Annotated in this window: 23 protein-coding genes and 4 tRNA genes; 10 read left to right on the top strand and 17 right to left on the bottom strand. The window is 39.5% G+C overall.

The genetic code is table 11. From position 1 onward, the window contains the following. Positions 1 to 8: 8 nt before the first annotated feature. The 11 genes from I6E69_RS13270 to I6E69_RS13220 all read right to left on the bottom strand — a co-directional run bounded on the left by I6E69_RS13270 (position 9) and on the right by I6E69_RS13220 (position 8,794). Positions 9 to 707 carry an electron transport complex subunit E gene (locus I6E69_RS13270; protein WP_182721258.1) on the bottom strand — a complete coding sequence of 233 codons (699 nt, stop codon included), beginning with the start codon at positions 705 to 707 and terminating at the stop codon, positions 9 to 11. After that, the gene (gene rsxG, locus I6E69_RS13265) at positions 704 to 1,345 is read right to left on the bottom strand and encodes an electron transport complex subunit RsxG (RefSeq protein ID WP_149602385.1); all 642 of its coding nucleotides are present in this window, start codon (positions 1,343 to 1,345) and stop codon (positions 704 to 706) included. The genes I6E69_RS13270 and rsxG overlap by 4 nt, the downstream gene beginning before the upstream one ends. Continuing rightward, positions 1,342 to 2,400, bottom strand: coding sequence for an electron transport complex subunit RsxD (rsxD, locus tag I6E69_RS13260; RefSeq protein WP_197121418.1), 1,059 nt, complete (start codon positions 2,398 to 2,400; stop codon positions 1,342 to 1,344). The genes rsxG and rsxD overlap by 4 nt, the downstream gene beginning before the upstream one ends. Further along, positions 2,397 to 4,973 (bottom strand): electron transport complex subunit RsxC, encoded by a 2,577-nt coding sequence (gene rsxC, locus I6E69_RS13255; protein WP_197121417.1) that lies wholly within the window; start codon positions 4,971 to 4,973, stop codon positions 2,397 to 2,399. Before rsxC ends, rsxD begins: the two co-directional genes overlap by 4 nt. Before the next feature lie 8 nt (positions 4,974 to 4,981). Then, entirely contained in the window at positions 4,982 to 5,536 is a 555-nt protein-coding gene (rsxB, locus tag I6E69_RS13250; protein WP_154903411.1) for an electron transport complex subunit RsxB, read from the bottom strand. A gap of 1 nt (position 5,537) precedes the next feature. Beyond that, positions 5,538 to 6,119, bottom strand: coding sequence for an electron transport complex subunit RsxA (gene rsxA / locus I6E69_RS13245; protein WP_008172491.1), 582 nt, complete (start codon positions 6,117 to 6,119; stop codon positions 5,538 to 5,540). Between the two features lie 212 nt (positions 6,120 to 6,331). After that, the gene (locus I6E69_RS13240; protein ID WP_039487283.1) at positions 6,332 to 8,275 is read right to left on the bottom strand and encodes an EAL domain-containing protein; all 1,944 of its coding nucleotides are present in this window, start codon (positions 8,273 to 8,275) and stop codon (positions 6,332 to 6,334) included. Between the two features lie 148 nt (positions 8,276 to 8,423). Then, a tRNA-Asn gene (locus I6E69_RS13235) sits at positions 8,424 to 8,500 on the bottom strand. A gap of 21 nt (positions 8,501 to 8,521) precedes the next feature. Next, a tRNA-Asn gene (locus I6E69_RS13230) sits at positions 8,522 to 8,598 on the bottom strand. Positions 8,599 to 8,619: 21 nt separating this feature from the next. Then, positions 8,620 to 8,696: transfer RNA gene (locus I6E69_RS13225), tRNA-Asn, on the bottom strand. Between the two features lie 21 nt (positions 8,697 to 8,717). After that, positions 8,718 to 8,794, bottom strand: a tRNA-Asn gene (locus tag I6E69_RS13220). A 1,051-nt stretch (positions 8,795 to 9,845) separates the two neighbouring features. Here I6E69_RS13220 and I6E69_RS13215 point away from each other — a divergent pair. From I6E69_RS13215 to I6E69_RS13195, 5 genes are all read left to right on the top strand, one after another. Then, positions 9,846 to 11,225: an MATE family efflux transporter gene (locus tag I6E69_RS13215; protein ID WP_138489356.1), complete on the top strand. Its 1,380-nt coding sequence runs from the start codon at positions 9,846 to 9,848 to the stop codon at positions 11,223 to 11,225. Beyond that, positions 11,222 to 13,216, top strand: coding sequence for an excinuclease ABC subunit UvrB (uvrB, locus tag I6E69_RS13210; protein ID WP_197121416.1), 1,995 nt, complete (start codon positions 11,222 to 11,224; stop codon positions 13,214 to 13,216). The genes I6E69_RS13215 and uvrB overlap by 4 nt, the downstream gene beginning before the upstream one ends. Positions 13,217 to 13,218: 2 nt before the next feature. After that, complete coding sequence (locus tag I6E69_RS13205) at positions 13,219 to 14,157, top strand: class I SAM-dependent methyltransferase (protein WP_182780652.1); 939 nt, start codon at positions 13,219 to 13,221, stop codon at positions 14,155 to 14,157. Beyond that, positions 14,158 to 14,838 carry a tRNA (adenine(22)-N(1))-methyltransferase TrmK gene (locus I6E69_RS13200; protein ID WP_138489354.1) on the top strand — a complete coding sequence of 227 codons (681 nt, stop codon included), beginning with the start codon at positions 14,158 to 14,160 and terminating at the stop codon, positions 14,836 to 14,838. Positions 14,839 to 14,939: 101 nt separating this feature from the next. Next, a complete protein-coding gene (locus I6E69_RS13195; protein WP_197121415.1) occupies positions 14,940 to 15,962 on the top strand; it encodes a hypothetical protein in 1,023 nt (340 codons plus the stop codon). A 4-nt stretch (positions 15,963 to 15,966) separates the two neighbouring features. Here the strand turns inward: I6E69_RS13195 and I6E69_RS13190 are convergent, their stop codons facing one another. Beyond that, the gene (locus I6E69_RS13190; protein ID WP_010553668.1) at positions 15,967 to 16,209 is read right to left on the bottom strand and encodes a hypothetical protein; all 243 of its coding nucleotides are present in this window, start codon (positions 16,207 to 16,209) and stop codon (positions 15,967 to 15,969) included. Positions 16,210 to 16,416: 207 nt separating this feature from the next. On the opposite strand from I6E69_RS13190, the gene I6E69_RS13185 reads away from it, so the two are divergent. Next, a complete protein-coding gene (locus I6E69_RS13185) occupies positions 16,417 to 16,866 on the top strand; it encodes an isoprenylcysteine carboxylmethyltransferase family protein (RefSeq protein ID WP_007378935.1) in 450 nt (149 codons plus the stop codon). A gap of 93 nt (positions 16,867 to 16,959) precedes the next feature. On the opposite strand, the gene queC is transcribed toward I6E69_RS13185, so the two are convergent. Continuing rightward, positions 16,960 to 17,616, bottom strand: a complete 657-nt coding sequence (gene queC / locus I6E69_RS13180) for a 7-cyano-7-deazaguanine synthase QueC (protein WP_002960416.1) — start codon at positions 17,614 to 17,616, stop codon at positions 16,960 to 16,962. Positions 17,617 to 17,761: 145 nt separating this feature from the next. On the opposite strand from queC, the gene queE reads away from it, so the two are divergent. Beyond that, positions 17,762 to 18,427, top strand: coding sequence for a 7-carboxy-7-deazaguanine synthase QueE (queE, locus tag I6E69_RS13175; protein ID WP_024591014.1), 666 nt, complete (start codon positions 17,762 to 17,764; stop codon positions 18,425 to 18,427). Between the two features lie 226 nt (positions 18,428 to 18,653). Continuing rightward, positions 18,654 to 19,397: a class I SAM-dependent methyltransferase gene (locus tag I6E69_RS13170; RefSeq protein ID WP_197121414.1), complete on the top strand. Its 744-nt coding sequence runs from the start codon at positions 18,654 to 18,656 to the stop codon at positions 19,395 to 19,397. 493 nt (positions 19,398 to 19,890) lie between these two features. Here I6E69_RS13170 and I6E69_RS13165 read toward each other — a convergent pair whose 3' ends face one another. Further along, positions 19,891 to 20,490, bottom strand: a complete 600-nt coding sequence (locus tag I6E69_RS13165) for a hypothetical protein (RefSeq protein WP_197121413.1) — start codon at positions 20,488 to 20,490, stop codon at positions 19,891 to 19,893. 356 nt (positions 20,491 to 20,846) lie between these two features. Between I6E69_RS13165 and I6E69_RS13160 the strand changes: the two genes are divergently transcribed. Next, on the top strand, positions 20,847 to 21,365 hold the full coding sequence (locus tag I6E69_RS13160) for a GNAT family N-acetyltransferase (protein WP_197121412.1): 519 nt from the start codon (positions 20,847 to 20,849) through the stop codon (positions 21,363 to 21,365). Positions 21,366 to 21,407: 42 nt separating this feature from the next. Here the strand turns inward: I6E69_RS13160 and I6E69_RS13155 are convergent, their stop codons facing one another. The 3 genes from I6E69_RS13155 to I6E69_RS13145 form a co-directional block, all read right to left on the bottom strand. Continuing rightward, positions 21,408 to 21,596, bottom strand: a complete 189-nt coding sequence (locus tag I6E69_RS13155) for a hypothetical protein (RefSeq protein WP_231619786.1) — start codon at positions 21,594 to 21,596, stop codon at positions 21,408 to 21,410. Between the two features lie 331 nt (positions 21,597 to 21,927). Further along, positions 21,928 to 22,407 carry a thioredoxin-dependent thiol peroxidase gene (gene bcp / locus I6E69_RS13150; protein WP_002963124.1) on the bottom strand — a complete coding sequence of 160 codons (480 nt, stop codon included), beginning with the start codon at positions 22,405 to 22,407 and terminating at the stop codon, positions 21,928 to 21,930. A gap of 11 nt (positions 22,408 to 22,418) precedes the next feature. Continuing rightward, positions 22,419 to 22,952, bottom strand: coding sequence for a glycine cleavage system protein R (locus tag I6E69_RS13145; protein WP_007583906.1), 534 nt, complete (start codon positions 22,950 to 22,952; stop codon positions 22,419 to 22,421). A gap of 358 nt (positions 22,953 to 23,310) precedes the next feature. On the opposite strand from I6E69_RS13145, the gene bamC reads away from it, so the two are divergent. Then, a complete protein-coding gene (bamC, locus tag I6E69_RS13140; protein ID WP_039487313.1) occupies positions 23,311 to 24,372 on the top strand; it encodes an outer membrane protein assembly factor BamC in 1,062 nt (353 codons plus the stop codon). Positions 24,373 to 24,417 lie beyond the last annotated feature (45 nt).

Genomic DNA, 24,417 nt, shown 5'->3' with positions numbered 1-24,417 from the left:
TTTTCCCCTTAAGTTAAGCTAGTAACACGTGCTCGAGGGCCTTTTTCAGCCTCTGGCGGTGCAATTTGCTTTGATTTTATTTGTGCGTCAATTACGTTTTTAGCAGCAATAAGTAGTCCAAGACCTAAAAAGGCACCCGGTGGTAAAATTGCCAGTAAAAATTGATTATCAAAATTAAATACTTCTATGCGCATGCTCTGTGCCCATGGGCCAAGTAATAAATCGGCTCCGTCAAACAGCGTACCTTGGCCAATGAGTTCACGCATAGCTCCTAACACTAACAATACAGCCATAAAGCCTAAGCCCATCATTAAGCCGTCAAATGCTGATAAATGAACAGGATTTTTAGAGGCGTATGCTTCGGCGCGGCCAATAATGGCGCAGTTAGTTACAATCAACGGGATAAAAATTCCCAATGATTGATATAAACCAAAGGTATAAGCGTTCATAAGTAATTGAACTATTGTTACAAAGCCCGCGATGATCATTACAAATACAGGTATACGAATATCTTTTGGCACCCAGTTACGCACAATCGATACGGTAACATTTGAGCCTATTAGTACGAGTAAAGTTGCTAAGCCTAAACCTAAGGCATTTGTTACAGTTGAGGTAACGGCAAGTAACGGGCATAAACCTAAAAGCTGTACAAGGGCAGGGTTATTTACCCATACACCTTCTTTGTATAATGTTTTTAACTCACTCATTTAGCTACCTCCATACATTCGGCATTAGGTGCTGCAAAAATATCATCAAAATTAGTTTGTGCGAACAATACGGCATTTTTAACAGAGCCCACAACAGCACGTGGCGTTATGGTCGCGCCTGTAAATTGATCAAACTGGCCGCCATCTTTTTTAACAGCCCAGCGAGCGTCTTCTTCGCCTTCAACCGTTAAGCTTTTAAATGTTGTGATCCAAAGTGATTTTTTAACTTCTACTTTGTCGCCTAAACCAGGGGTTTCTTCGTGTTTAGTTGTACGAACGCCAGCAATAGTGCCATCGCTTAATACCGCTGTTAATAAGTTAATATCGCCACTGTAGCCGTTTGGCGTAACATGCCTAATAACAACAGCGACTGGTTTATTGTTTTTACGAGCACGGTAAATTACTTGATTTGCGTATGGGCCTAGTTTTTCGTCAGTAATAACTACGCAATCTTGTGATAATTGATTGTCGTATGATTTTGGGTCGAGCACTTCTTGTAGTTGCGCAGTAAGTTGCAGTTGTTCTTGCTCTGCAATTTTATCGGCAGTAAGTGCATTGATCGAGGCAACTAAGCCTGTTGTTGCTAATGCAAACGCAGTTAAAATAGCACCATTTTTAGCCATTGACGAAATGATCATTTTACTGCTCCATGGCCATAAGTACGTGGCTGTGTGTAGTAGTCTATTAGCGGCACTGCAATATTAATCAATAATACGCTAAATGCGATGGCATCAGGAAAACCACCAAAGGTACGAATTAAATAAATTAGTAAGCCAATTAGCGCGCCATATATTAAGCGCCCTTTGTTAGTTGTTGCTGCAGATACCGGATCGGTCGCTATAAAAAAGGCCCCCATCATAGTGGCACCACTTAATAAGTGAAATAGGGTGCCCGGCTCTGTACCAGGTGATGCGACATAACCAATAGCACTACATACAGCTAAAGTTACGATAAAACTGACAGGAATATGCCAGTTAATTATTTTTGCTTTTAATAAGTATAAACCACCCAATAAATAGCCTAAATTAACCCATGCCCAACCAAGGCCAGCCCATTCGTTAAATATTGGCTTTTGCATGCTTTCGGTAACGGTTAAACCGTGGGCTATGTCTGTTTTAACAGTATCCAGCGGCGTTGCCATTGTTAGGCCATCAATCCCTGCACGTACTTGATCTAGACTAAACCCAGAGGCCGTAAAATCGGTGAATATTAGCCTTAGCTGATCAGCAAAGCCTATAGGTGTATTTATTAAATCAGTAACAGGCAACCATGCGGTCATTTGCACCGGAAACGAAACTAACAGCAGTACATAAGCCGCCATTGCTGGATTGAATAAGTTAAACCCAAGCCCGCCATAAAGCTGTTTAACTATAACAATAGAAAATAAACAGCCAATCACGATTATCCACCAAGGGGCAAGTGGAGGGATACTCAATGCCAATAACACGGCAGTAAGCCACGCACTGCCATCACTTAATGCAGGCCAAACAGGGCGCTTTCGTATTAGCATTATTGCAGCTTCAAATAGGCTCACAGCAACAAGCGCTAGTACCAGTTGAATAAGCACACCTGTACCAAAAAAGAAAACTTGAGCAATTAGCCCAGGAATACACGCAGCAATAACGCTAAGCATTAATCGCGTTAACGATTTATGGCTGTGATTATGCGGCGAACTGGCCATGGTTAATTTCATGACTGATTATTTCCTTCTTTTTGTAACTTTTTAGCTTTTGCTCTCGCAATTGCAGCAGCCACGGCGGCTTTTTTCTTATCGTCGGCTGATTTAGGTTTATCTGCGTTAATAAGAACTGATGAGTCATCGGTGTTACTTTCTGCACTCTTAGGTGCTGCGCTATCAACTTGTAGCTCTTGGGGCTGAGTTTGTTCGGTATCTTCTAGTGCTTTAGCCGCTTTTTTAGCTTTTGCACGAGCTATGGCCGCAGCTACCGCTGCTTTTTTATCATCAACGGGCGTATCGCTTTGTGGCTCTTCACTTGTGGCTTGCTCGGCTTCTTCTAATGCTTTAGCTGCTTTTTTAGCTTTAGCACGAGCTATGGCCGCAGCTACCGCTGCTTTTTTATCATCAACGGGTGCCGCGTTTTGTGGCGCTTCACTCATGGTTTGCTCAGCTTCTTCTAATGCTTTAGCCGCTTTTTTAGCTTTTGCACGAGCTATGGCCGCCGCTACAGCTGCTTTTTTATCATCAGCAGGCGTATCGCTTTGTGGCGCTTCACTCAGGGTTTGCTCAGCTTCTTCTAATGCTTTAGCCGCTTTTTTAGCTTTTGCACGAGCTATGGCCGCCGCTACTGCTGCCTTTTTGTCATCAACAGGGGCATCACTTTGTGGCTCTTCACTTGTTGTTTGTTCAGCGTTATCTAATGCTTTAGCCGCTTTTTTAGCTTCTGCACGAGCAATGGCTGCAGCTACCGCTGCTTTTTTATCATCAACGGGTGCCGCGCTTTGTGGCTCTTCATTTGTTGCTTGTTCAGCGTTATCTAATGCTTGTGCTGCTTTTTTAGCTTTAGCGCGAGCAATGGCTGCAGCGACTGCTGATTTTTTATCATCAACGGGTGCAGTCTCGGCCGATTCATCTGTTTGAGATTTTTGCTCTTTATATTTACGCGCTTGTTCTTTACGTAGTGCGCGTTCTTTTGCTACTTCGCTGTTATCTGGCTCTAGTTCTTCGCCTTGTTGCTTTTTAGCTTTAGCGCGTGCAATAGCGGCAGCAACAGCTGATTTTTCATCGCCGTTATCTGATTTATTTTTAACACGGGCTAGTGCCTCAGCTACTTTTTGCTTTTCGTCAGCAGATTTAGCCGCAGGTTTACGTTTATGACGGTTTTGGCGTTCTTCTTGCTCACGCTCTAAACGTTCTTTTCGGGCATCAAAACGCTCTTTTGCTCTGTCGGCTTTAATTTTGTCAGCTTGTTGTTCTTTAATTTCAACTTTGGCTATACGGTAGTACTGTACAAGAGGGATTTCACTTGGGCACACATAGGCACAAGCACCACATTCAATACAATCAAATAAATTGTGCTCTTGTAGTTTGTCGTACTCTTTTGATTTAGCAAACCACTGCAATTGTTGTGGCAATAAAGAAGCAGGGCAAGCATCAGCACAGGCACTACAACGTATACAGGCTTTTTCAGGGCCGGGCTCCGCTAGCTCTTTATGATCAGGCGCTAAAATACAGTTGGTTGTTTTAACTATGCCAATACGTACTGTGGGTAGTGTAAAGCCCATCATTGGGCCGCCCATCACAACACTTTGCTGCGGTACAGGCGAGAACCCTTGGCAATCTAGTAAATGCTTTATTTCAGTACCAAGTAGTGCCCATACATTTCCAGGTTTATGAATAGTGTTACCTGTTACCGTAACTATACGCTCAATCAGCGGTTTACCTTCATAAACGGCTTGTTGTACGGCAAACAAAGTACCCGTGTTATGCACTAAAATACCAATATCGGCTGGAATACCAATGCTAGGAACTTCACGGTTAGTAAGTAATTTAATTAATTGCTTTTCACCGCCAGATGGATAAATAGTTGGCACCGTTTGAATAATAATTTTTGAGTTATGCTCAGCTGCTTGCTTCATTGCTGCAATAGCTTCAGGCTTGTTATCTTCTATACCCACAATGCACAGCGTTGGGTTTAAAAGTTGCTGCATTATTTCAATGCCTTGGATAACTTCTTTAGCGTGTTCGCGCATTAAAACGTCATCGGCAGTAATATAAGGTTCGCACTCAACAGCATTTACAATCAAAAATTCGATAGGTTGCTTGGTATCTGCTTTTACATAAGTAGGAAAACCAGCACCACCCATACCGCTAATACCGGCTTGGTGAATAATATTTATAAGCTCATCATGGCTAAGCTCAGCAGGATTTTTATTTTTATTTAGAGCTACCCATTCGTCTTTGCCGTCTGGTTCAATAATAACACTTAGTTCTGGCAGGGCCGATGGATGTGCTGATGGCATAGGTGCAATATCAGTAACCACACCAGAGCTTGGCGCATGCACAGGTACCGACCAGTTAGCAGCAGGCTCTGTTAGTGGTTGGCCTTTTAAGACGTGTTGGCCTTTTTCTACCAGTAACTTACCGTTTGCGCCTATGTGCTGCTTAAGCGCAACAATGAGTTTGTCGGGCAAAGGTAGGCGAGTGATACTCGCACTATTAGAGAGTGATTTTTGTTGTGGTGGGTGTATGCCGCCAGGAAATGCCCACACGGTGCCTTTTTTTATTTGTTCAAGTAACTTGTCCACTCAAACCTCTAATCTATTTGTGTAACAGGAATAGCGTCTAGCTGCCATTTCCAGTTTTGTTTAGTTTCGGCTACAGGTAGCATATCAATGCAATCCACAGGGCAAGGCTCAACACATAAATCACAGCCAGTACATTCATCAATTAACACGGTATGCATTTGACGAGTTGCGCCTAAAATAGCGTCAACTGGGCAGGCTTGAATACATTTGGTACAGCCAATACATTCATCTTCACGAATATAAGCTACTGTTTTTACAGGTTCTGCTTGCTCGCCACCGGCAAGTGGTTTTTCATCAACCCCCATTAAGCCGGCAAGCTTTTTCATGGTTGATTCGCCGCCTGGTGGGCATTTATTTATTTCATCGCCATTAGCTATGGCTTCGGCGTAAGGGCGGCAGCCCGGGTAGCCACATTGTCCGCATTGAGTTTGCGGCAAAATAGTATCAATTTGCTCAACAATAGGGTTACCTTCAACGCGAAAGCGAATTGCTGCAAACCCTAAAATAAGTCCAAAAATGAGTGCTAGCGAACCAATCGCTATCAAGGCATAAAACAAGGTCATATTAAAACTTCACTAATCCAGTAAAACCCATAAACGCCATCGACATTAAGCCTGCAGTGATCATTGCAATAGAGGCGCCTTTAAAAGGCGTAGGAACGTCAGCAGCTGCTAAACGCTCTCGTAGTGCTGCAAACAATACAAGCACTAAAGAAAAACCAACCGCAGCACCAAAACCATATACCGCAGATTGTAAAAACGAATGATCTTCTTTGATATTTAATAAAGCCACACCTAATACCGCACAGTTAGTGGTGATCAGCGGTAAAAATATGCCTAATAAACGATATAGGGTAGGGCTGGTTTTACGCACAACCATTTCGGTAAATTGCACTACAACGGCAATCACTAAAATAAAGCTCATGGTGCGTAAAAAGGCGATATCCAGAGGGATTAAAATATATTGATTAACTAAATAGCTAGTTACAGAGGCAAGGGTAAGCACAAACGTGGTAGCCAAAGACATACCAATCGCCGTATCAAGCTTACCTGATACGCCCATAAACGGACATAAGCCTAAAAATTGTACTAATACAAAGTTATTAACCAGAACGGTTCCAATCAATAACAAGACATATTCTGTCATGTGTGCCTCACGCTATTAAAGTCCTGCTTATTATCCTTTTTTCTGCCCCGATAAACAACATTTGCGAGTCGTTATCAGTTAAATAAACGCAAGGACAAACATATTGATCACAAGGCTGTAAAATTAATGTGATTTTGATGTAAGGAATTAGTCAAATAGCAGAAACAAAAAAAGAGCAACGAATGCTCTTTTTTGTATTAATTGAAAACTAATTAAATGTCTTTAGGTTTTTCTATGTAATAACCTTGAACGCCATCTAAACACAAAGTTTCTATAATGTGTTTCTCTTCTTGGCTCTCAACACCTTCAGCAAATACGCTAACACCAATGCGGTGGGCTAAATCGACCATTAAGCGCATAAAGTACTGATTATTTTTATCATCTTCGAGGCCGCGAGTATAACTTGCATCCATTTTAATAAAATCAGGTTTTAAATCGCGGAAAAACTTAAATGAAGTTAAGCCAACACCAAAACGTTCAACTGTAACGCGTGCGCCAACACGGTGAACCATGTCGATAAAGCGCTTACTAGCCTTGATGTTTTGCTGTAAACCAAACTCGCTCACCTCAAATACTAGTTTAGATGCAATATGCGTATCTTTCAATAATCGGCGCTCTAGCCAAATTACAAACTGATCGTTGTGTGCACTTGAGGCTGTTACGTTTAAACCAAAAAACTTTTCAGATAAATTACGGCTTTTAACTTTTTCAAGAGAAGAGTCGATGATCAGGCGATCAATTTCTATTGCCATATCAAGTTTTTCGGCCATTGCTAAAAAAGAAGCGGTAGGCAGTACCTGATTGTCTTCTGTTTTAAATCGAACTTGTACTTCAGCGTAGGCTTTTATGCTTTTACCAAGCGGCATAATGTTTTGCATCACTAAATGCACACGCTTAGATTCAATAACTTCCTTAATAACCTTACGCCAGTTTTGATTACCAAACCCCGCACTTACGTTATTAACTAAATCGGTTTCGCGTTGTACGTGCCATGCATTAACTTGCTTTGACTGCGCCATGCTCATCGCGTTATCAACAACAGAAAGTAGTTCGCCTAACGGTTTACCTTTTTCGTAACCTACAATTCCCGTATTAGCTACCGAGCTTAACTCTTGGTTTTGTTGGTACTGCGTGAAGCGCGATTGCAGGTTTTCACCAAAGCGCTCAGCTTCTTTTAAAGGAATGTGGGGGAGTACTACCGCAAAATCAGAGCTGTTTAATCTAAATACTTGGCTACCCGTGTAAGTGCCGCTTATGTGCTTAATAATATCAGCAACGCCTTTAACGTACTCGTCACCTTTTTGATAACCACGGCTTTGGTTTATAGCTTGTAGTTCGCTACAACGAACCATAGCTAAAGAGCCAAATGTACTTTGCTCAGTGTTTTCAATATTTTTTTCGTAGTACTCAACAAACATATTACGATTACCAAGCGAGGTAATTACATCTTTGTACGCTTCATGCTTGATAGTCATAGCAGCGCTTTGTATGTCTTCGTTTTTGTTTTTTAAAAAATGTGATAACCGATTAAAACTAGGTACTAAATCTTTTCCCATTTTTTTCAATCGAGTGCCATCTAATGCTGTTTCTAAATCATTATCAAGTTGGTTTTGATTGATATAAATATCGATAATGTCAGCAACGGTTGTACTTATATTTTTATTTAAATGATAAAAAATAGATTTCATTAGAATTATTGGAATAATAACTAAAATGGCAGAAATCAAAATAACAATAAAAAGGGACGTTTGTAGCTGCGACGCTAAATGCTCAATGTTAAGTACAAATTCAACTTTTATATCTGCGGCATCGTTTACAGCAAACTGTGGGCGTACAGAGTTAAAGTTAGAGAGTACGAAATCAGCAAACATTGGTAATTGAGTAGGGGGGTTAATGCTAAATACTTCAGCACCTTGGTAATCTCTTAGAGTAAAGCTTGAAAACGTATTACCATCTGCAATTGATTGTTTTAAATTTTGAGCAGAAATATCGTCTAAAGAAAGGTCATTAATATACTTAGTAACAGTTGTTTGTGCATTTTTTTGTGCATCACTTACCGCAGTATCAAAGCTTATAGATATGAAGTAGCTTCCTGCTGCAACACACAATAACCAAGAGATAATTTGTATAAAAATAAGTTTTTTAAATCCAGCCATGTTTTCAGTCTTTTAATAATCAAAAGGGAAGGAATCAAGTCCTTGATTAATAAACTAAGTACAGCGCATTAAAGAATTAAACTAATGCTTTAGTTATATAAGGAAGAGTAGTGGAAATAGCTTGGAATGTCTATGAAATTCTTAGAATTGGCTCCCCCTCCCCGACTCGAACGGGGGACCTGCGGATTAACAGTCCGTCGCTCTAACCAACTGAGCTAAGGGGGAACTACATCATAAACATAAACTTGGCTCCCCCTCCCCGACTCGAACGGGGGACCTGCGGATTAACAGTCCGTCGCTCTAACCAACTGAGCTAAGGGGGAACTACATCATAAACATAAACTTGGCTCCCCCTCCCCGACTCGAACGGGGGACCTGCGGATTAACAGTCCGTCGCTCTAACCAACTGAGCTAAGGGGGAACTACATCGTAAACATAAACTTGGCTCCCCCTCCCCGACTCGAACGGGGGACCTGCGGATTAACAGTCCGTCGCTCTAACCAACTGAGCTAAGGGGGAAGCGTCTTGCCTTTCAACGGGGCGAAATATTAATGACCGAGCCGCAAAGTGTCAACATATAAAAGTCATAAATTGAAAAAAGAGGTTTATTCGTTGTTTTTGTGTTCGATCTGCGTGATTTATAGCTCTATTAAAGCTATTTTTTTGAGAATTTAAGAATACTAATGCGAGTTTTATTATTATTGAGTCTTTAAATTGGTTAAATTAAACACGCCATTAAAGCCACTTGTAATCAAAAAACAACTCAAAAACATAAAATTTTATTTTTTACTTTGGGGTATTCTTCGTATTTATTTACTTTTTTATTTTAATTTTCTAAAAATATACCTGCACGAATAGTCATAAAAGTATTTTCCCCCTTAATAGTGATCCAATTTTGATCTATAAATTGAGCATTTATTATCTTCGCTCAAAAATAGAACAATCAATAACTTAACTTTGTATTAAACGTTTTTTATTTACTAACGTATAACTATGTTAAGAAGAAAAATCGGCAAGCTTGTGTTTTCAGTGTGAGTTTATAAAAATGCCACAATTAGCAAATCAACAATTGGTTGGACCTCAGCGAAAATTGCGAGTCTCTCAAGGCCTTTATAAATGCGGCTTTGAATGAGTTATCCACGGTTTCTGTGGATAACTCTGTTTATGAAAGTTTAAGAACATCATCGGCACCAATGTTTTAGGGAGCTACAACGATTTCAAGCTTTTAAATCACTATTTTTTATTCATTGTAAAACAGTAGGTTATGTTTTGGTGGCTAATAGATGTAACTCCATGAATGAATTTTTTCGTAACGATAAACCAAGTAGTTGCTTTGTGTAAAAAAGCATCAGATAACACAGGGTGTTTGTAATAAAAGTTATAAAAATGTGTTTTAATTGTTTTTTGGCGTGTTTAGGCTCTATTTTAACAAAAAGATGTAAAAACTAAGTTTTACTATTTTTTAGAATATTTACTTCCGTAATTACATCAATTGTAGTGATAAATCCGTGGCTTGAACTGCCTTGATGCTTTAAAATGATTCGTTCAGTAAAAGAGGCCTATTTATTTCATGCGCGCAATTTCAAAATCTCAGACTCGCCCAGATTTACTAAACGATCCTATCTTGCCTACATTAAAGACGATGACCATACCGATGATATTCGGCATGATCACACTAATGATGTTCAATATTGTAGACACCTTTTTTATAAGCTTACTTGGCACCGAACCACTAGCTGCCGTGAGCTTTACATTTCCGGTTACTTTTACCGTTATCAGCTTAGCAATAGGGCTGGGGATCGGTACATCAGCAGTAATAGCGAAAGCGCTCGGCAGTAATAAAATTGATGAAGCACGTTTTGATGCCAGTATTTCTTTAATGGTTGGTGTGGTTCTGGTTATTGTGTTGTCATCTGTTGGATATTTACTGATTGACCCCATATTTACTTTGCTAGGAGCGGGCGCGCAAGTATTGCCGTTAATACACGAATACATGAATGTATGGTTTATCGGTAGCGTATTTTTAATAACCCCAATGATTGGTAATTCGGTACTGCGTGCCAGCGGTGATACCAAAACGCCAAGTATAGTAATGGGCGGAGCCGGGCTGATAAACGCCGTGCTTGACCCAATACTTATATTTGGCTTTGGGCCGGTACCCGCGTTAGGAATTCAAGGCGCTGCCATTGCAAGTGTTGTGGCATGGTCGGTCGCTGTGGTTATTATTTTATATATATTAGCGGTTAAAAAACGTTTGTTGAGTCTCAAAGCGGGCAAGCAAACTGTAACTGGCGCTATTCGTAAAATATTAAAAATTGGTTTACCTGCTGCAGGTGCAAACATGCTTACACCCGTTGCAATGGCTGTAATGACCGCCTTAGTAGCGCATCATGGGCCAGAAGCCGTGGCCGCATTTGGAGTGGGAAGCCGGATAGAGTCCATTGCAAGTATTTTAGTACTTGCGCTATCGATGACATTACCGCCATTTGTGAGTCAAAACTTTGGGGCTGGCAAATTATGCCGTGTTAAAGAAGCGTATACCGGCACACTAAAATTTGTGATGGTATGGCAATTTGCCATTTACGTATTACTAATTGCATTTTCAGGTGTAATAAGCCAATTATTTGGTAAAGAACAAGCCGTAATAGATGTAATTAAGCTCTTTATTTATACCATCCCACTAAGCTATGGCTTACAAGGGGTTATCATATTATCAAACTCATCGTTTAATGCTTTACACAAACCAATGAACGCATTGGTACTAAGCGTTATTCGTTTATTCATATTTTATGTACCATTTGCTTATATCGGCAACGAAATAGCCGGATTATTAGGGTTATTTATAGGCGCTGCCATAGGTAATTTATTTACAGCAATAGTGGCATATAAATGGTTTATGAAAAAACTAGAAGCGCTGAGCGGCGAATCGTTACAGGAGTGCAATAATTGAGCGACCATTTTCAGTTAAAATCACATTTCAAACCAGCAGGCGATCAGCCTACCGCCATTAAACAGCTATGCGAAGGGTTAGAAGCGGGGCTTGCACACCAAACGTTATTAGGTGCCACCGGTACAGGTAAAACCTTTACCATGGCCAATATTATTAGCGATTTAAATCGTCCAACAATAATAATGGCGCACAATAAAACATTGGCTGCGCAGCTATACGGCGAGATGAAAGAGTTTTTTCCTAAAAACGCGGTTGAATACTTTGTATCGTATTACGATTACTACCAGCCAGAAGCCTATGTTGTATCTAGCGACACATTTATTGAAAAAGATGCTTCGATAAATGAGCACATAGAGCAAATGCGTTTAAGTGCGACCAAAGCATTGCTTGAGCGTCGCGACACCATTATTGTGGCATCGGTATCGGCTATTTATGGTTTGGGTGACCCTAAATCGTACATGAAAATGATGCTACTTTTAAAAGTGGGCGAAAAAGTCGATCAACGTGACATGCTACGCCGTCTTGCTGAAATACAATATACCCGTAATGATATAGATTTTAGCCGAGGTACATACCGTGTACGTGGCGAAGTAGTTGACATATTCCCAGCAGAATCAGACACTTTTGCTGTACGTGTAGAAATGTTTGATGATGAAATAGAACGCTTAAGTATTTTTGACCCGCTTACCGGTGCAATTGAAAAGCACATAGTGCGCGCTACTATTTATCCTAAAACGCACTATGTTACCCCGCGTGAAAAAATACTTGGCGCTATCGAAAAAATAAAAGAAGAACTAAAAGAGCGACGCGCCCAGTTACTCAGTGCAAACAAGTTAGTAGAAGAGCAACGTGTAGCACAGCGAACGCAATACGATATAGAAATGATGACCGAGCTAGGTTATTGCTCGGGTATAGAAAACTACAGCCGCTATTTATCGGGGCGTACGCCAGGCGATCCACCGCCAACATTGCTTGATTACCTACCTGATGACGCATTAATGATTATTGATGAATCGCATGTAACCGTATCGCAAATTGGTGCAATGTATAAAGGCGACAGAAGCCGTAAAGAAAACCTTGTTGAGTATGGTTTTAGAATGCCATCCGCAATGGATAATAGGCCACTGCGTTTTGAAGAATTTGAAGCCATAGCACCACAAACTATTTATGTATCGGCAACGCCTGGCGACTTTGAGTTAGAGCGCTGTGAGGGTGAAATAGCAGAGCAAGTAATTCGCCCAACAGGGCTGCTCGACCCACTTATAGAAGTACGTCCTGTGGGCGATCAGGTTGATGATCTACTCTCAGAAATATACAAAAGTGTGGAGAAGGGCGAACGCGTACTGGTAACTACACTTACTAAACGTATGTCTGAGGATTTAACAGACTACCTAAGCGAGCATAATGTAAAAGTACGTTACTTACATTCAGACATTGATACCGTTGAGCGCGTAGAAATAATTCGTGATTTACGAGCAGGCGTGTTTGATGTGTTAGTGGGCATTAACTTACTGCGAGAAGGCCTTGATATGCCAGAAGTGGCACTTGTTGCCATACTTGATGCTGACAAAGAGGGCTTTTTACGCTCGGCTCGCTCGCTGATACAAACCATTGGCCGTGCTGCTCGTCACTTAGATGGCCGCGCTATTTTATATGGCGACAGAATTACAAAATCAATGGCAAAAGCCATGGACGAAACAGCACGCAGGCGCGAAATTCAGCATGCATACAACGTTGAGCACGGTATAGAGCCTCATGCTCTGGCTAAAAAAATACTTGATGTAATGGATGTAGGCGAAGAAGCGGCTCCTAAAGACAACCTTAAACTTATTCGTAAAGAGTCTAAAAAGGTACTTAGTGCGAAAGAAATTGCCGTGCAAATTAAGCAGCTTGAAACCAAAATGCATGCATACGCAAGCGACCTAGAATTTGAAAAAGCGGGCTCTGTTCGCGATGAAATACATGAACTACAACAACAGTTGATTAATTAAAAATGACAGCAAACTTTACACCTCTTATTACTGCGCTTGAAGACGCGCCAATTTTAAAAAATGAACTGTGTCGTGTTTTTCATGGCCGAGGCCACAGCGTCGAAGCATTAAGCCATATTAATTTAGACTTTTACCCGCCAAGTTTATTTTTGGTTTCGTACGACGAAATTGACGAGCAAACACTAAGCGAGCTCACCAATGTTGTGTGGCAGTGGGCACAAAAAAACCAGCCTGAGCTTATTACGTCACTTGTGTACCAGCAACGTGCTGGCGTGCAAAGCCAAAACACAGTGGTTTATGGACAATTACCTAACCCACATGTTGTAACCGAAAATGGCATTCGCTTTTTGGTTGATTTACAGAGCCGCCAAAATACCGGAATATTTCCCGATATGCGCAGCGGCCGTGAATTTGTAATGGCTAACAGCAAGCATGGCAAAGTGCTTAATTTGTTTTCGTATACATGTGGGTTTTCGCTTGCCGCCATGCAAGGCGGGGCAGATCATGTGATGAACATGGATATGAGCAAAGGCGTGCTTAAAGTTGGCAAGCAAAACCATCAACTAAATGGTTTTGAGCGCGGCGTCAGTTTTTTACCTCACGATATTTTAAAATCGTTTGGAAAACTAAAAAAAGCAGCCCCGTTTGATTTAATAATAGTTGATCCGCCAAGCTTTCAAAAAGGCAGCTTTATATTAACTAAAGACTATCAAAAAGTGCTGCGCAGGTTGCCAGAGCTACTTTGCGATACCACACAATTACTATTGTGTGCGAATAGCCCAGAGCTTAGCGAAGATGCATTTAAAGCATTAATAAACGAGAACACCCAAGGCGCAATTGAATTTGTTGAGCGCCTAGCCCCCACCGAGCGTTTTATTGAAGTAGACAGCGACAAAAGTTTAAAAGCGCTTGTCTATAAAACGTCACAAATACCTGCTTAAATGAAGCTCAGTAAACGCCTAACTGCCATTGATACATTAATTTCGCAGCATCACGATATTATTTGGGATTGTTGCTGCGACCATGGTTATTTAGGCATGGCGCTATTAAAACGCGCAGCTGCAAACCACGTTATTTTTGTAGATATAGTCGCCACTTTAATGAACGATTTAGAAGCGCAATTATCATCTATTAATAAATTACAAAAAACCTGTGATAAAAACCCGCAGTGGCAGGTCTTATGTCAGGATGTAGGCAAAATAGAAATTGCTCAAAGTAAAAGCCAAGTAGTTGTAATAGCTGGTGTTGGCGGTGAGCTGTTGTTAAGTTTAGTACAACAAATTATTGCTAATAACGCAGTGGAACATTTAAATAATGTTCGGTTTATTTTATGCCCAGTGCATCACACTTATAAGTTGCGAGTGGGTTTAAAACAACTTGGTTTAGGGCTTATAAGTGAGCAAATAGTTTACGACAACAAACGTTTTTATGAAGTGATTGAAGTGAGCTTTAGTACCAATAATGGGATTAGCCATACCGGCAAAAAAATGTGGGACTTTGCTAGTACAGAGCACGTTATGTACCAACGGCAACTCATAAATCATTATAATAAAATGCTCAATAAAGATAAGCCATACTATCAAAAAGTTATAACAGACTATCAAGAACTCACCGATAGTTAAAAAAGCCCAAAAGTAGGGCGTACATGTGATCTAATTACGACATTGACGACGTAATGTGTTCATAGTTTATATCGCACAACGCGAGTTTATTTGGTTTATTTATGTCAGATAACAAGAGTCACATTAATCATTTGCTTAGCAATGAGCAAAAATGGCAACACAGTTACGAGCAACCTATTTCTTATGCACCCCTTGTGCAATTGGCTAATAGTAACTGGGTGGTGCCACAGCACTTTTTACGTTACAAGCACACGCTTCAAAGCGTAAGCGAAGTACTTGAGAGTATTGAATTTTCGGCTCACTTTAGGGTGCTTGCTGCACAAAAAGGTGAAGAAATTTACCTGCAAGTAGCAGTGCTGAGCCCTGATAACTACCAAAAAAGCGCATCTACTAATGAAGCCAAAGCTAAAAAACTATTATTTGGCAGACGCTGGATTGTAGAGGAAAACTTACCTACCTCAGAGCTTATTCAAACCGCATTTTTAGCGTTAAAAGTAGCGCGTGAACATGAAGTAAGAGAGCTTTTTCAGTTAATGCAAAGCGGCGCAACAAGCACGCCATTTAACAATCACCACGACTTACCTGTAATGGCGCAAAACCCTGAACTTGTTAAAAGCGAAGCGGTTACAAGTAACGTTGATGAAGTGCTTAAACGCATTGTATTTGCAGGAAAAAGCATTGAACTTAAAAGCCAGCAGCAAATAGCCGAGCAACATTTATATACTGTTGAGCTGTTGTGTGAGGATTGCCAGCTTAGCGAGTTTAACAAAAAAACAATTGCGTTTTTAACAGCAGACTCATCCGCTAATAGTTTTTTACACGGCTTAATTGCGGCATTGGTGGCCACAAGTAATGACTACGTAAACGAGCAGTTTAAATACAAAGGTTTTGCCCGCTTTAGTAAGCACGTTGCAGTTGAACAAATAGGTAACCTAAGTATCGCTATGCGCTCGCCAAGTACCGTAGGGCTTTGCTCTATGGGTAAGCAACATGCTAATCAGTTAAATTTTGAGATAGACAGTGGGCGAGCACCACAGGGCTGCGGGCAAGCTATTGGTGGGTTTTTAGCTGCTCACGGCATTGAGCAGCCAGAAAATGCGCATTTATATCCAAATTACTTATAACAACTTAAAGTTTATTAATTTCATCTTTAACGTTAAAGCTTGAATCAGTAACAATAGCTTCAAGTGTTTGTACACGCTCTTTTAATGCAAGCACTTGTGCGTTTGTTTCAGCTAATTGTTTATGGGCATCGCTGTTGTTGTTTTGCATTTTATGCTTAAACTCAAGATGCTTTTTATACATATCGTAAACCACTCCTGAGCCAACCGAAATTAGCACAATAAGTACAATCATCGTAGTTCCAGACATAACCTCATTCCTTATCATTTTATTATTCGTTTATAGTTAAAGTATAACCTTTAAGCGCTTTTGATAAAGCTGACAATTGTAACTTAATTTGTATACTTTATTTAATTCAGCTTTAAGCGTGTTCATCATTTATACACTTAAGATATTGTTTAATAGCTGCATAGCCACCATATAATAAACATACTTTAGTTAATACAGTGAGTTGCCATGTTAAATAATAAAATTCCACCGGTTATCGTTGTGCTGTTTTTTGCAGGCATAATGGCGCTTATTGCGCATTACAGTGTTATTGATTTCACCGCTTTTATTACCTACTTAGCAGCAAGTTTGGTCATTATTGGGTGTGTTTTTTGTATTGCAGGGGTGGCGAGCTTTAAAATAGCAAACACCACAGTAAACCCAAATAAACCTGAGCAAGCGTCAAAACTTATTACGAGCGGCATTTATAAAATTTCGCGTAACCCAATGTACGTAGGTTTTGCATTTATTTTAGCAGGGTGGGGTGTTTGGTTAAGTTCCTTGTGGGCGCTTTTATGTATTATCGGGTTTATTGCGTATTTAACGTTTTTTCAAATAATACCCGAGGAGCGTGCGCTCACTAAATTATTTGGTGAAGAGTTTACCGCTTACAAAGCGCGCGTAAAACGCTGGCTGTAATCAATATCATTGACTTAAAACCTGACAAACAAAAAGGCTATCGATGATAGCCTTTTTTTGTTTGCAGCAATTGTATTACTAATTAATTGCGGCTTATTCGTATTCTAACGGGTCTGTAATGTTATTTAGTGCAAATGCTTCAAGGCGTTCTTGGCACGCGCCACATTTACCACAGGCCTTTTCACGGCCGTTATAACAGGTCCACGTTTGGCTGTAATCTAAACCCATTTCAATACCGTCGGTCAAAATACCAATTTTAGTATTATTTAAATACGGGCTAAAAATTTCTACCGCGTCGTAGTTCGCAATACGACACACATCATCCATTTTTTGCACAAATTCAGGACGGCAGTCAGGGTAAATAGCATGATCCCCAGAATGAGCGCCGTAATAAACTTGGCTAGCTTTAAGTGATACCGCGTAACCAACAGCAAGCGAGAGCAAAATCATATTACGATTAGGTACAATCGTACTTTTCATGCTTTCTTCTTCGTAATGGCCTTCAGGTACGTCAATATCATCAGTAAGTGATGAGCCACCAATAAGTTGGTTAATCGCCGAAATATCGACAATTTTATGTGGAACGTTTAATTTTTCACACACACTTGCCGCTACTTTAAGCTCTTTTACATGACGCTGACCATAGTCAAATGAAAGGGCATATACATCATGGCCTTGTTGCAGGGCTTTATTTAATACGGTAAATGAGTCCATACCGCCGGAATAAATAACAACTACTTTTTGCGTCATATCTGTTTTGCTCTTAGTTTTAATAGAGGTTTATATCAGGGCGCGATATACTACACGGCCGCAGCTTAAATAACAATTTTTGCACAGCGCTTTTTGGTTTTTTAATAGTAGCAATTTGGCTGCTAGGTAGTAAGTGAGATCTCTTTTGTACAAAATTAATGAAGTGTTTGAAACCATTCAAGGTGAAGCTAGCTTTACTGGCACACCCTCAATATTTTTACGTCTACAAGGTTGCCCTGTAGGCTGCTCTTGGTGCGACACCAAGCAAACGTGGGATGTTGATAATGTATATAAAGTATCGCTGGATGAAACCGTAGAAAAAAAAGCCGACTCAGATCATTGGGCTAACGCCAGTGCAGAGCAAATTTTAGCGCTGTTTCAATCACGTGGTTACACCGCAAAGCATGTTGTAATTACTGGCGGCGAGCCATGCATGTTTGATTTAAATCCAGTATGTAACTTATTACATGAACACGGTTTTAGCACACAAATAGAAACCAGCGGCACGTTTGAAATACTCGCCCCAGAGCAAACATGGGTAACGGTATCGCCAAAAATCAATATGCGCGGCGGTTATGAAGTACTTACCAGCGCGATGAAGCGTGCCAACGAAATTAAACACCCCGTTGCCATGCAAAAGCACGTAGAAGAGTTAGAAGAATTATTTGCTAAAACAGGCGTTAATCCTAAGCTTGTTTATTTGCAGCCAATTAGCCAAAAAGTATCAGCAACAAAATTAGCAATCGACACCTGTATTGCCAAAAACTGGCGCCTATCAATACAAGTACATAAGTATTTAGGAATTAGTTAAAGCCAGCTTAAAGTTATATTACGTATGTTGGGTAGAGCGAAGCTAAACCCAACAAATCTCTACTTCCGCACCATTTTCTAATAACGTTTTATAATATTTAAATACGTGGATTGGATAAGCGAAGCACCACCCGACAACCCTAAAGCTCATATCTTCTTCGCTAATAGCCATAACTAGTTTACTATGCGCGACTTAAAAATATTCTACTACTTACCACTAGGCTTATATGTCCGCAAATGCGCTTTACACCGACCTTTCTGATTACTACGACTTAATGTGTGCAGATATTAATTATCAAGCCCAAAGCAATTCTATTCACAGGCTGCACCAAATTTTTGGTAATGGCGCAAACACCCATCTTGATTTAGCGTGTGGCACCGGCCCGCATGTACGCCACTTTATTGATAACGGTTATAAAAGTAGTGGGCTTGATTTAAACCAGCCAATGCTAGATAAAGCAAAAACGCGTTGCCCAGAAGCGCAATTTTCATTGCAAAACATGAGTGAATTTAAGGTAACCGAGCACGTGGATTTAATTACCTGCTTTTTGTATTCAATCCACTACTGCGACGGCATTAATAAGCTAAAAGAATGCCTTGCTAGCGTACACAGCGCATTAAACGTAGGTGGAATATTTTGTTTTAACACGGTTGATAAAAACAAAATCGACAGCGATTCATTTGTAGAGCACACAGCAACAAGCGAAAATAGCTTCTTCACATTTCGCTCTGGCTGGCACTATAGTGGCATTGGTAGTAAACAGTTATTAAAACTCAGCATAGAAAAAACCACCGCAGACAAAACACTCGTATGGCACGACGAGCACCCAATGGTTGCTTTTAGTTATACCGAGCTTAAAGAAGCCCTAAAGCCGTACTTCGAAATTCACATATTTGAACATGACTACGACAAAATAACCCCATGGACAGAGCGCTCAGGCAACGCCATTTTTGTCTGCGTAAAAATTTAAGGCAAACATTCATCAAGAAGAGATAAAAGTTTGGGTAGAGCGCAGCGAAACCCAACGAGCTCCAACGTACCTCCAATACCCACGCCCTCGATAACCCCGCATTATATATTTGAAAACGTAGGTCGGATAAGCGAAGCGCCATCCGACACAGTAACTTATTTAAGTTTCGGCGAATATAAATACCTAGTTCATATTGTTTTTAATTTTTATAATTTATATTAAAATCATGATGTTACACTATTTTTAAATCTTAAAAGGAGCTAAGAAATTATTGAAGTTGTTTTTATTAAAAAGATATTTTGGAAGAACATTGATCGCTTACTGGTTTGGAGATTTGAGCTCGCGAAATGAGTTACAAAATAAATGATTACTCTAATTTATCTTAGACTATCCTTTTGAAGCGCTAAAAAAGCCTATCTAATGAGATAGGCTGTACTGAATATTAGCTCTAAACTTCTAAAAAGTCTTTATAGGATAATTTTGCTTATTTCATTTACTGGAATACAGAGTTATCAACATTTATCCATAAATTTTCGTGTAAACCATCTATTTTATTAAGGATATCTGAATCACAATCATCACTAAATTGTACTATATGATTATATACAAGATCATCATTACTACTATTTACATCAATTTCAAAGTGTAAGCTTTCCATTTCTTCAAAAGTTAAATTAAATTCTAATGCTAAAGATTTACGAAGCTCTGTATCATCTCCTGGTTGGTTTATACTTTTAGGTAGGATAGAAAACTCTGCACTTTTTATACCTTTAGTCTTCCAGCCTCTCAAAAAACCAGACCATAGATTACCACGTAAATTTGAAGTTTCACTTAAACGATTAGCCTTCCATCGAGTGATTTCTCTAGTTCCATCGACTTTATAAAGAACTACTTCTGCTTCTTTATTTTCTATGAGTTGAGCTTTAAATGAATTTTCGTCAGTAGGGTAAAATTTTAATTCTGGTTTTATCTCAACTTTTCCCTCTGCATTATCAAGTAATCGAACAATTACTGCTTCTGGCGTGTCAAAACCTTCTGCAATTTTTTCTAATCTTGAATATGTGGTTGATGATATTTCAATACATTTTTTCATAATTACTCTTCTCTACAGGCTAAATTTAATTCAATAATAAATCATATATGATTAAAATCAAGTTATTTATGATTTCATTTTGATTTTCAGTGTATCAAAAAGCAACCAAAGGAGGGCAAGATTTTTTATCTTCAGACACCAAAACGATTACCCATCTTTTTATCCCTCAATCATGCTTTTACTTAATCAAAGTTTGAGTGAGTAACATAAAAGCGTTGCCCTATAACAATACTTTTCTGTATCTTTTTAATAGCTCAAAGGCTATTCAGCCGTTAAATGAGTTTGGGGATCCTTAAGTGTGAGCTTTAGTCTTAAACTTACAACTATAAACATTAAATACTTACAAGGAAGAACACTTGCATATCCAAATTGCAGAACACATTAAACTAGCTCCTTTAGTGGAAAGCGATGCTGCGGACATTTTAAAGACTGTTAATTTAAGTCGGGCAGGTTTAGGTAAGTTTTTGCCTTGGGTAGAAGGGGTAAACAATATTGAATCAGCTAAAAAGTACATACTCGACAGAGTAAACAGCGGGCTTAATAGTTCGCGGTGGTTTAAAATTTATTATAAAGATAATCTGAGTGGTATTTTTGCAGTTAAGTCTATTTGCCCTGAGTTGAATGTAGCGGAGCTTGGTTACTGGTTAAGTAGTGATGCACAAGGAAATGGTATTATCAGTCAAGTAATTACGAGAGTGCCAATCATACTCAAAAATACAAGCGCTAAAGTAATTGAGTTTAGATGCTTAGAACAAAATGTAGCTAGCATTAAAATTGCTTTAAAATCAGGTGCAAGTTTAGTTGGTACTATTCCAAACTTTGTATCGGTTGGTAATACACGACAACAACTTAATATATATCAAGTGGCTTTATAAATAACCCTGAATACCAGACTCTCCAGTAATAACTCTGTCTATTTAATTACTTTTTTCATCAATCTCTTTCCCGCAATTATAACAATCGTTAGTGGGAAGCTTATAACTAGAAATAGAGCGCATTACTTGGTTTTTCTTACAGGCAGGGCAGGCGTAATTAATTACAGAGATTATAAGCGCAATAGCAAAAACAAAACTACCGATATAAAACGGGTTTGAGTAAAATTGCATACTTGGCTCTGAAAAGTTAAAACCGATAATACAGATGATTAAGGCAGTTAAATAAAGTTTAAATTTTAGGCTTTTATTCAAAGTTTAAATATCCAATTGGCAAGGTGCTAATAATAAGTGCTTTGGCAGTTTTAACAAATTATTTACTAAATTACTAATTAAGTTTTTATATAGCGCAAATGTATAGGCATAAAAAAAGCGTTGCCCTTGAGCAACGCTTTTCTGTATTTGTCTAATAGCTGGTAGCTAACTTACTGTGCCGCTAGCTTATTCTGCAGCAAACTTATTCTGCAGCTAACTTATTCTGCAGCAAACTTATTCTGCAGCTAACTTATTCTGCTGCAAGATAGTCCAACACTACTTGATGGTGATCTTTGGTTTTAAACTTATCAAATAGGTGTTTAATTTTACCGTCTTGGCCTACTAAAAACGTCAAACGGTGAATACCATCGTACTCTTTTCCCATAAACTTTTTGTAGCCCCATACACCGAATGCTTCAGCAATGGCGTGGTCTTCATCGGCTAATAAATCAAAATTAAGCTCTTTTTTAGTTTCAAAGTTTTTAAGGCGCTTAATTGGATCTGGGCTAATACCTACAACGCGGGTATTAAATTTAGCAAGCTGTGCTTGCTCATCGCGTAGGTTTTCGGCTTGTACAGTACAGCCCGGCGTTGACGCTTTAGGGTAAAAGTACACAAGCACTTGTTGCTCTTTTAACAGCTCGCTTAATGTTACTGTTTCGTCGTTTTGGTTTTGTAGGCTAAAAGCGGGTGCAGTATCGCCAGCTTGTAATGGACTAATTGTGTTCATGTTTAGCATCCTTAACGAATTCGTTTAAAAATATAATCTACGTTTAGCGTGTGAGAAAGGCTCTCAAAACTAATTTTAAATTGATCTATATCTACATCAACAGGTATGTTGAATTCAAGTTCACAACGCATTTTAATGTTGTCTTCTTGGGAATAAGTGTCTGACTTAAGTGAGCAAATACTAATATTATTGTCGGCAAAAAAGCGCGTTACTTTGCTCAATGTGCCAGGGGTGTCTATGCCTGTGTATTCTAGTGTGTAACCTGCACAAAACTCGCTAGGAGTATGACTTGCTGTACGCTTCATCATGGTTAGCAGGCCAAGTTCCATGGCTTTAGTGGGCAGTACGTGCTCTATGCGGCTTATTGCCGACATGTCGCCGCTAAGTAGCATTATGAAGGTAAATTCGCAGCCTAAAATAGCAATACGGCTGTCAATAATGTTGCAGTGGCAATCGCTAACCAGTTGGGTTAGTTCACTTACTATACCGGGTCTGTCTTCGCCAATCGCTGTTAAAACAATTTGATGATTTGAAAATGCAGTCATGAGTTCAAATACCTTGTTACTTGGATTATATCAACCGAGTTGGCAACACCAAAAATACACACGAGAAGTTGCACGGCGGCGAAGTTTAACACAAAAAGGGCTCTAAACTACAGCACACGCTAATTAAGCGCTTTTAAAGTGCGGTGTTTCTTGTTTTTACTGGCACGGGAAAGTACCATAGCTAAAATTTGCTTATTTGCGCTTAGTTGCTTACTAAGTTGAAGTGCTGAACTTTATTGCATTTAGGCAGCCAAATAATAAATGTAAAGTTAATATTGATTTTACACTGAACCAAATCGGTATTACCCACTCATATATTTGTTAAAACAATTAAAGGGTATGCTAAGGAGAAATATCTGTGCAGTATTGGATCCCAAAAGCACTTGCAGTAAGTGTATTGGTAAGTTTATCAGGGTGTAGTGTATTTATTAATAAGGCACATGACGAGCGTAATTATCGTACGCATGAGCCTGTAAAAGCACCAGCGTCGTTATCTCAACCAGCTCAAGACCCAGTTTATAAAATGGATGTAGGTCAATACGACAATAATCCTGAAGCTACAAATTACCGCCCACCGGCACAAGTATTAACAATTGCGAAAGGCAGTTGGGTAGAAGAGACAGATAAACAAGCGCGTATTTATTTTGATAAAAATGATGGCATTGCTGATTTAGATGAGTTTCTTTGGGATACGATTAAATCTGTCCTAGCTGATAATAACGCGGGCACAACTAAAGAAGATAAGCTACTTGGTATTATTGAAACTGATTGGTACTCAATCATTAAAACCGAAGAAGGTTTTTGGTGGTGGGGCGATGAAGTTAACGATGATTTAGAAAAGTTTAGGTTCACTATTGAAGAAAAATCACATCAACGCACTGCGTCTTTACGTGTAGAGCTGATTGATTTTAAAGGTGATAAAACGCTAACAGACTTACTCAAGCAGCAGCTAGAAGTACGTGCGCTTAACCAAGTAGTAAGCGAGTTTGATTACCGTTACCGTCAACTTGAAGTTGATATGCGTAAACGCCAAGGTATTATTTCTCTTGAAATGGGCTTTGATAATAAAGGTAATGCAGCACTTGTAACTGAGCAATCTTACGACGCTGTGTTTGACCGTTTCTCTGGGTTTTTAGAGCGCTTGTCGTTCTCTATTGTTGAAATTAACCCAGATACGGGCTTAATTACTGCAGATTATACTAAACCAGAAACAAGCGTTTGGGATTCAATTTGGGGTGATGACGTAGCTCAACTACCTATTGATGAAGGCCAATACCAAATTTTAGTAAGCAAAACTAAAGAAGGCGGTACTAGCTTAACGTGGATGGATGATAAAGGCGAAACGCTTGAGCCAGGTACTATGAATGGTTTACAACAAGCATTAGAAGCAGCACTCATTCAGCGCGGCATTAAAATTTAAATAATAATAAGTTTTACCACAAAAAGAGCGCTATGCTCTTTTTGT

The organism is Pseudoalteromonas sp. NZS100, from assembly GCF_015864815.1.
Classification (GTDB): domain Bacteria; phylum Pseudomonadota; class Gammaproteobacteria; order Enterobacterales; family Alteromonadaceae; genus Pseudoalteromonas; species Pseudoalteromonas distincta.
This window is presented reverse-complemented; position numbering and strand designations above follow the sequence as displayed.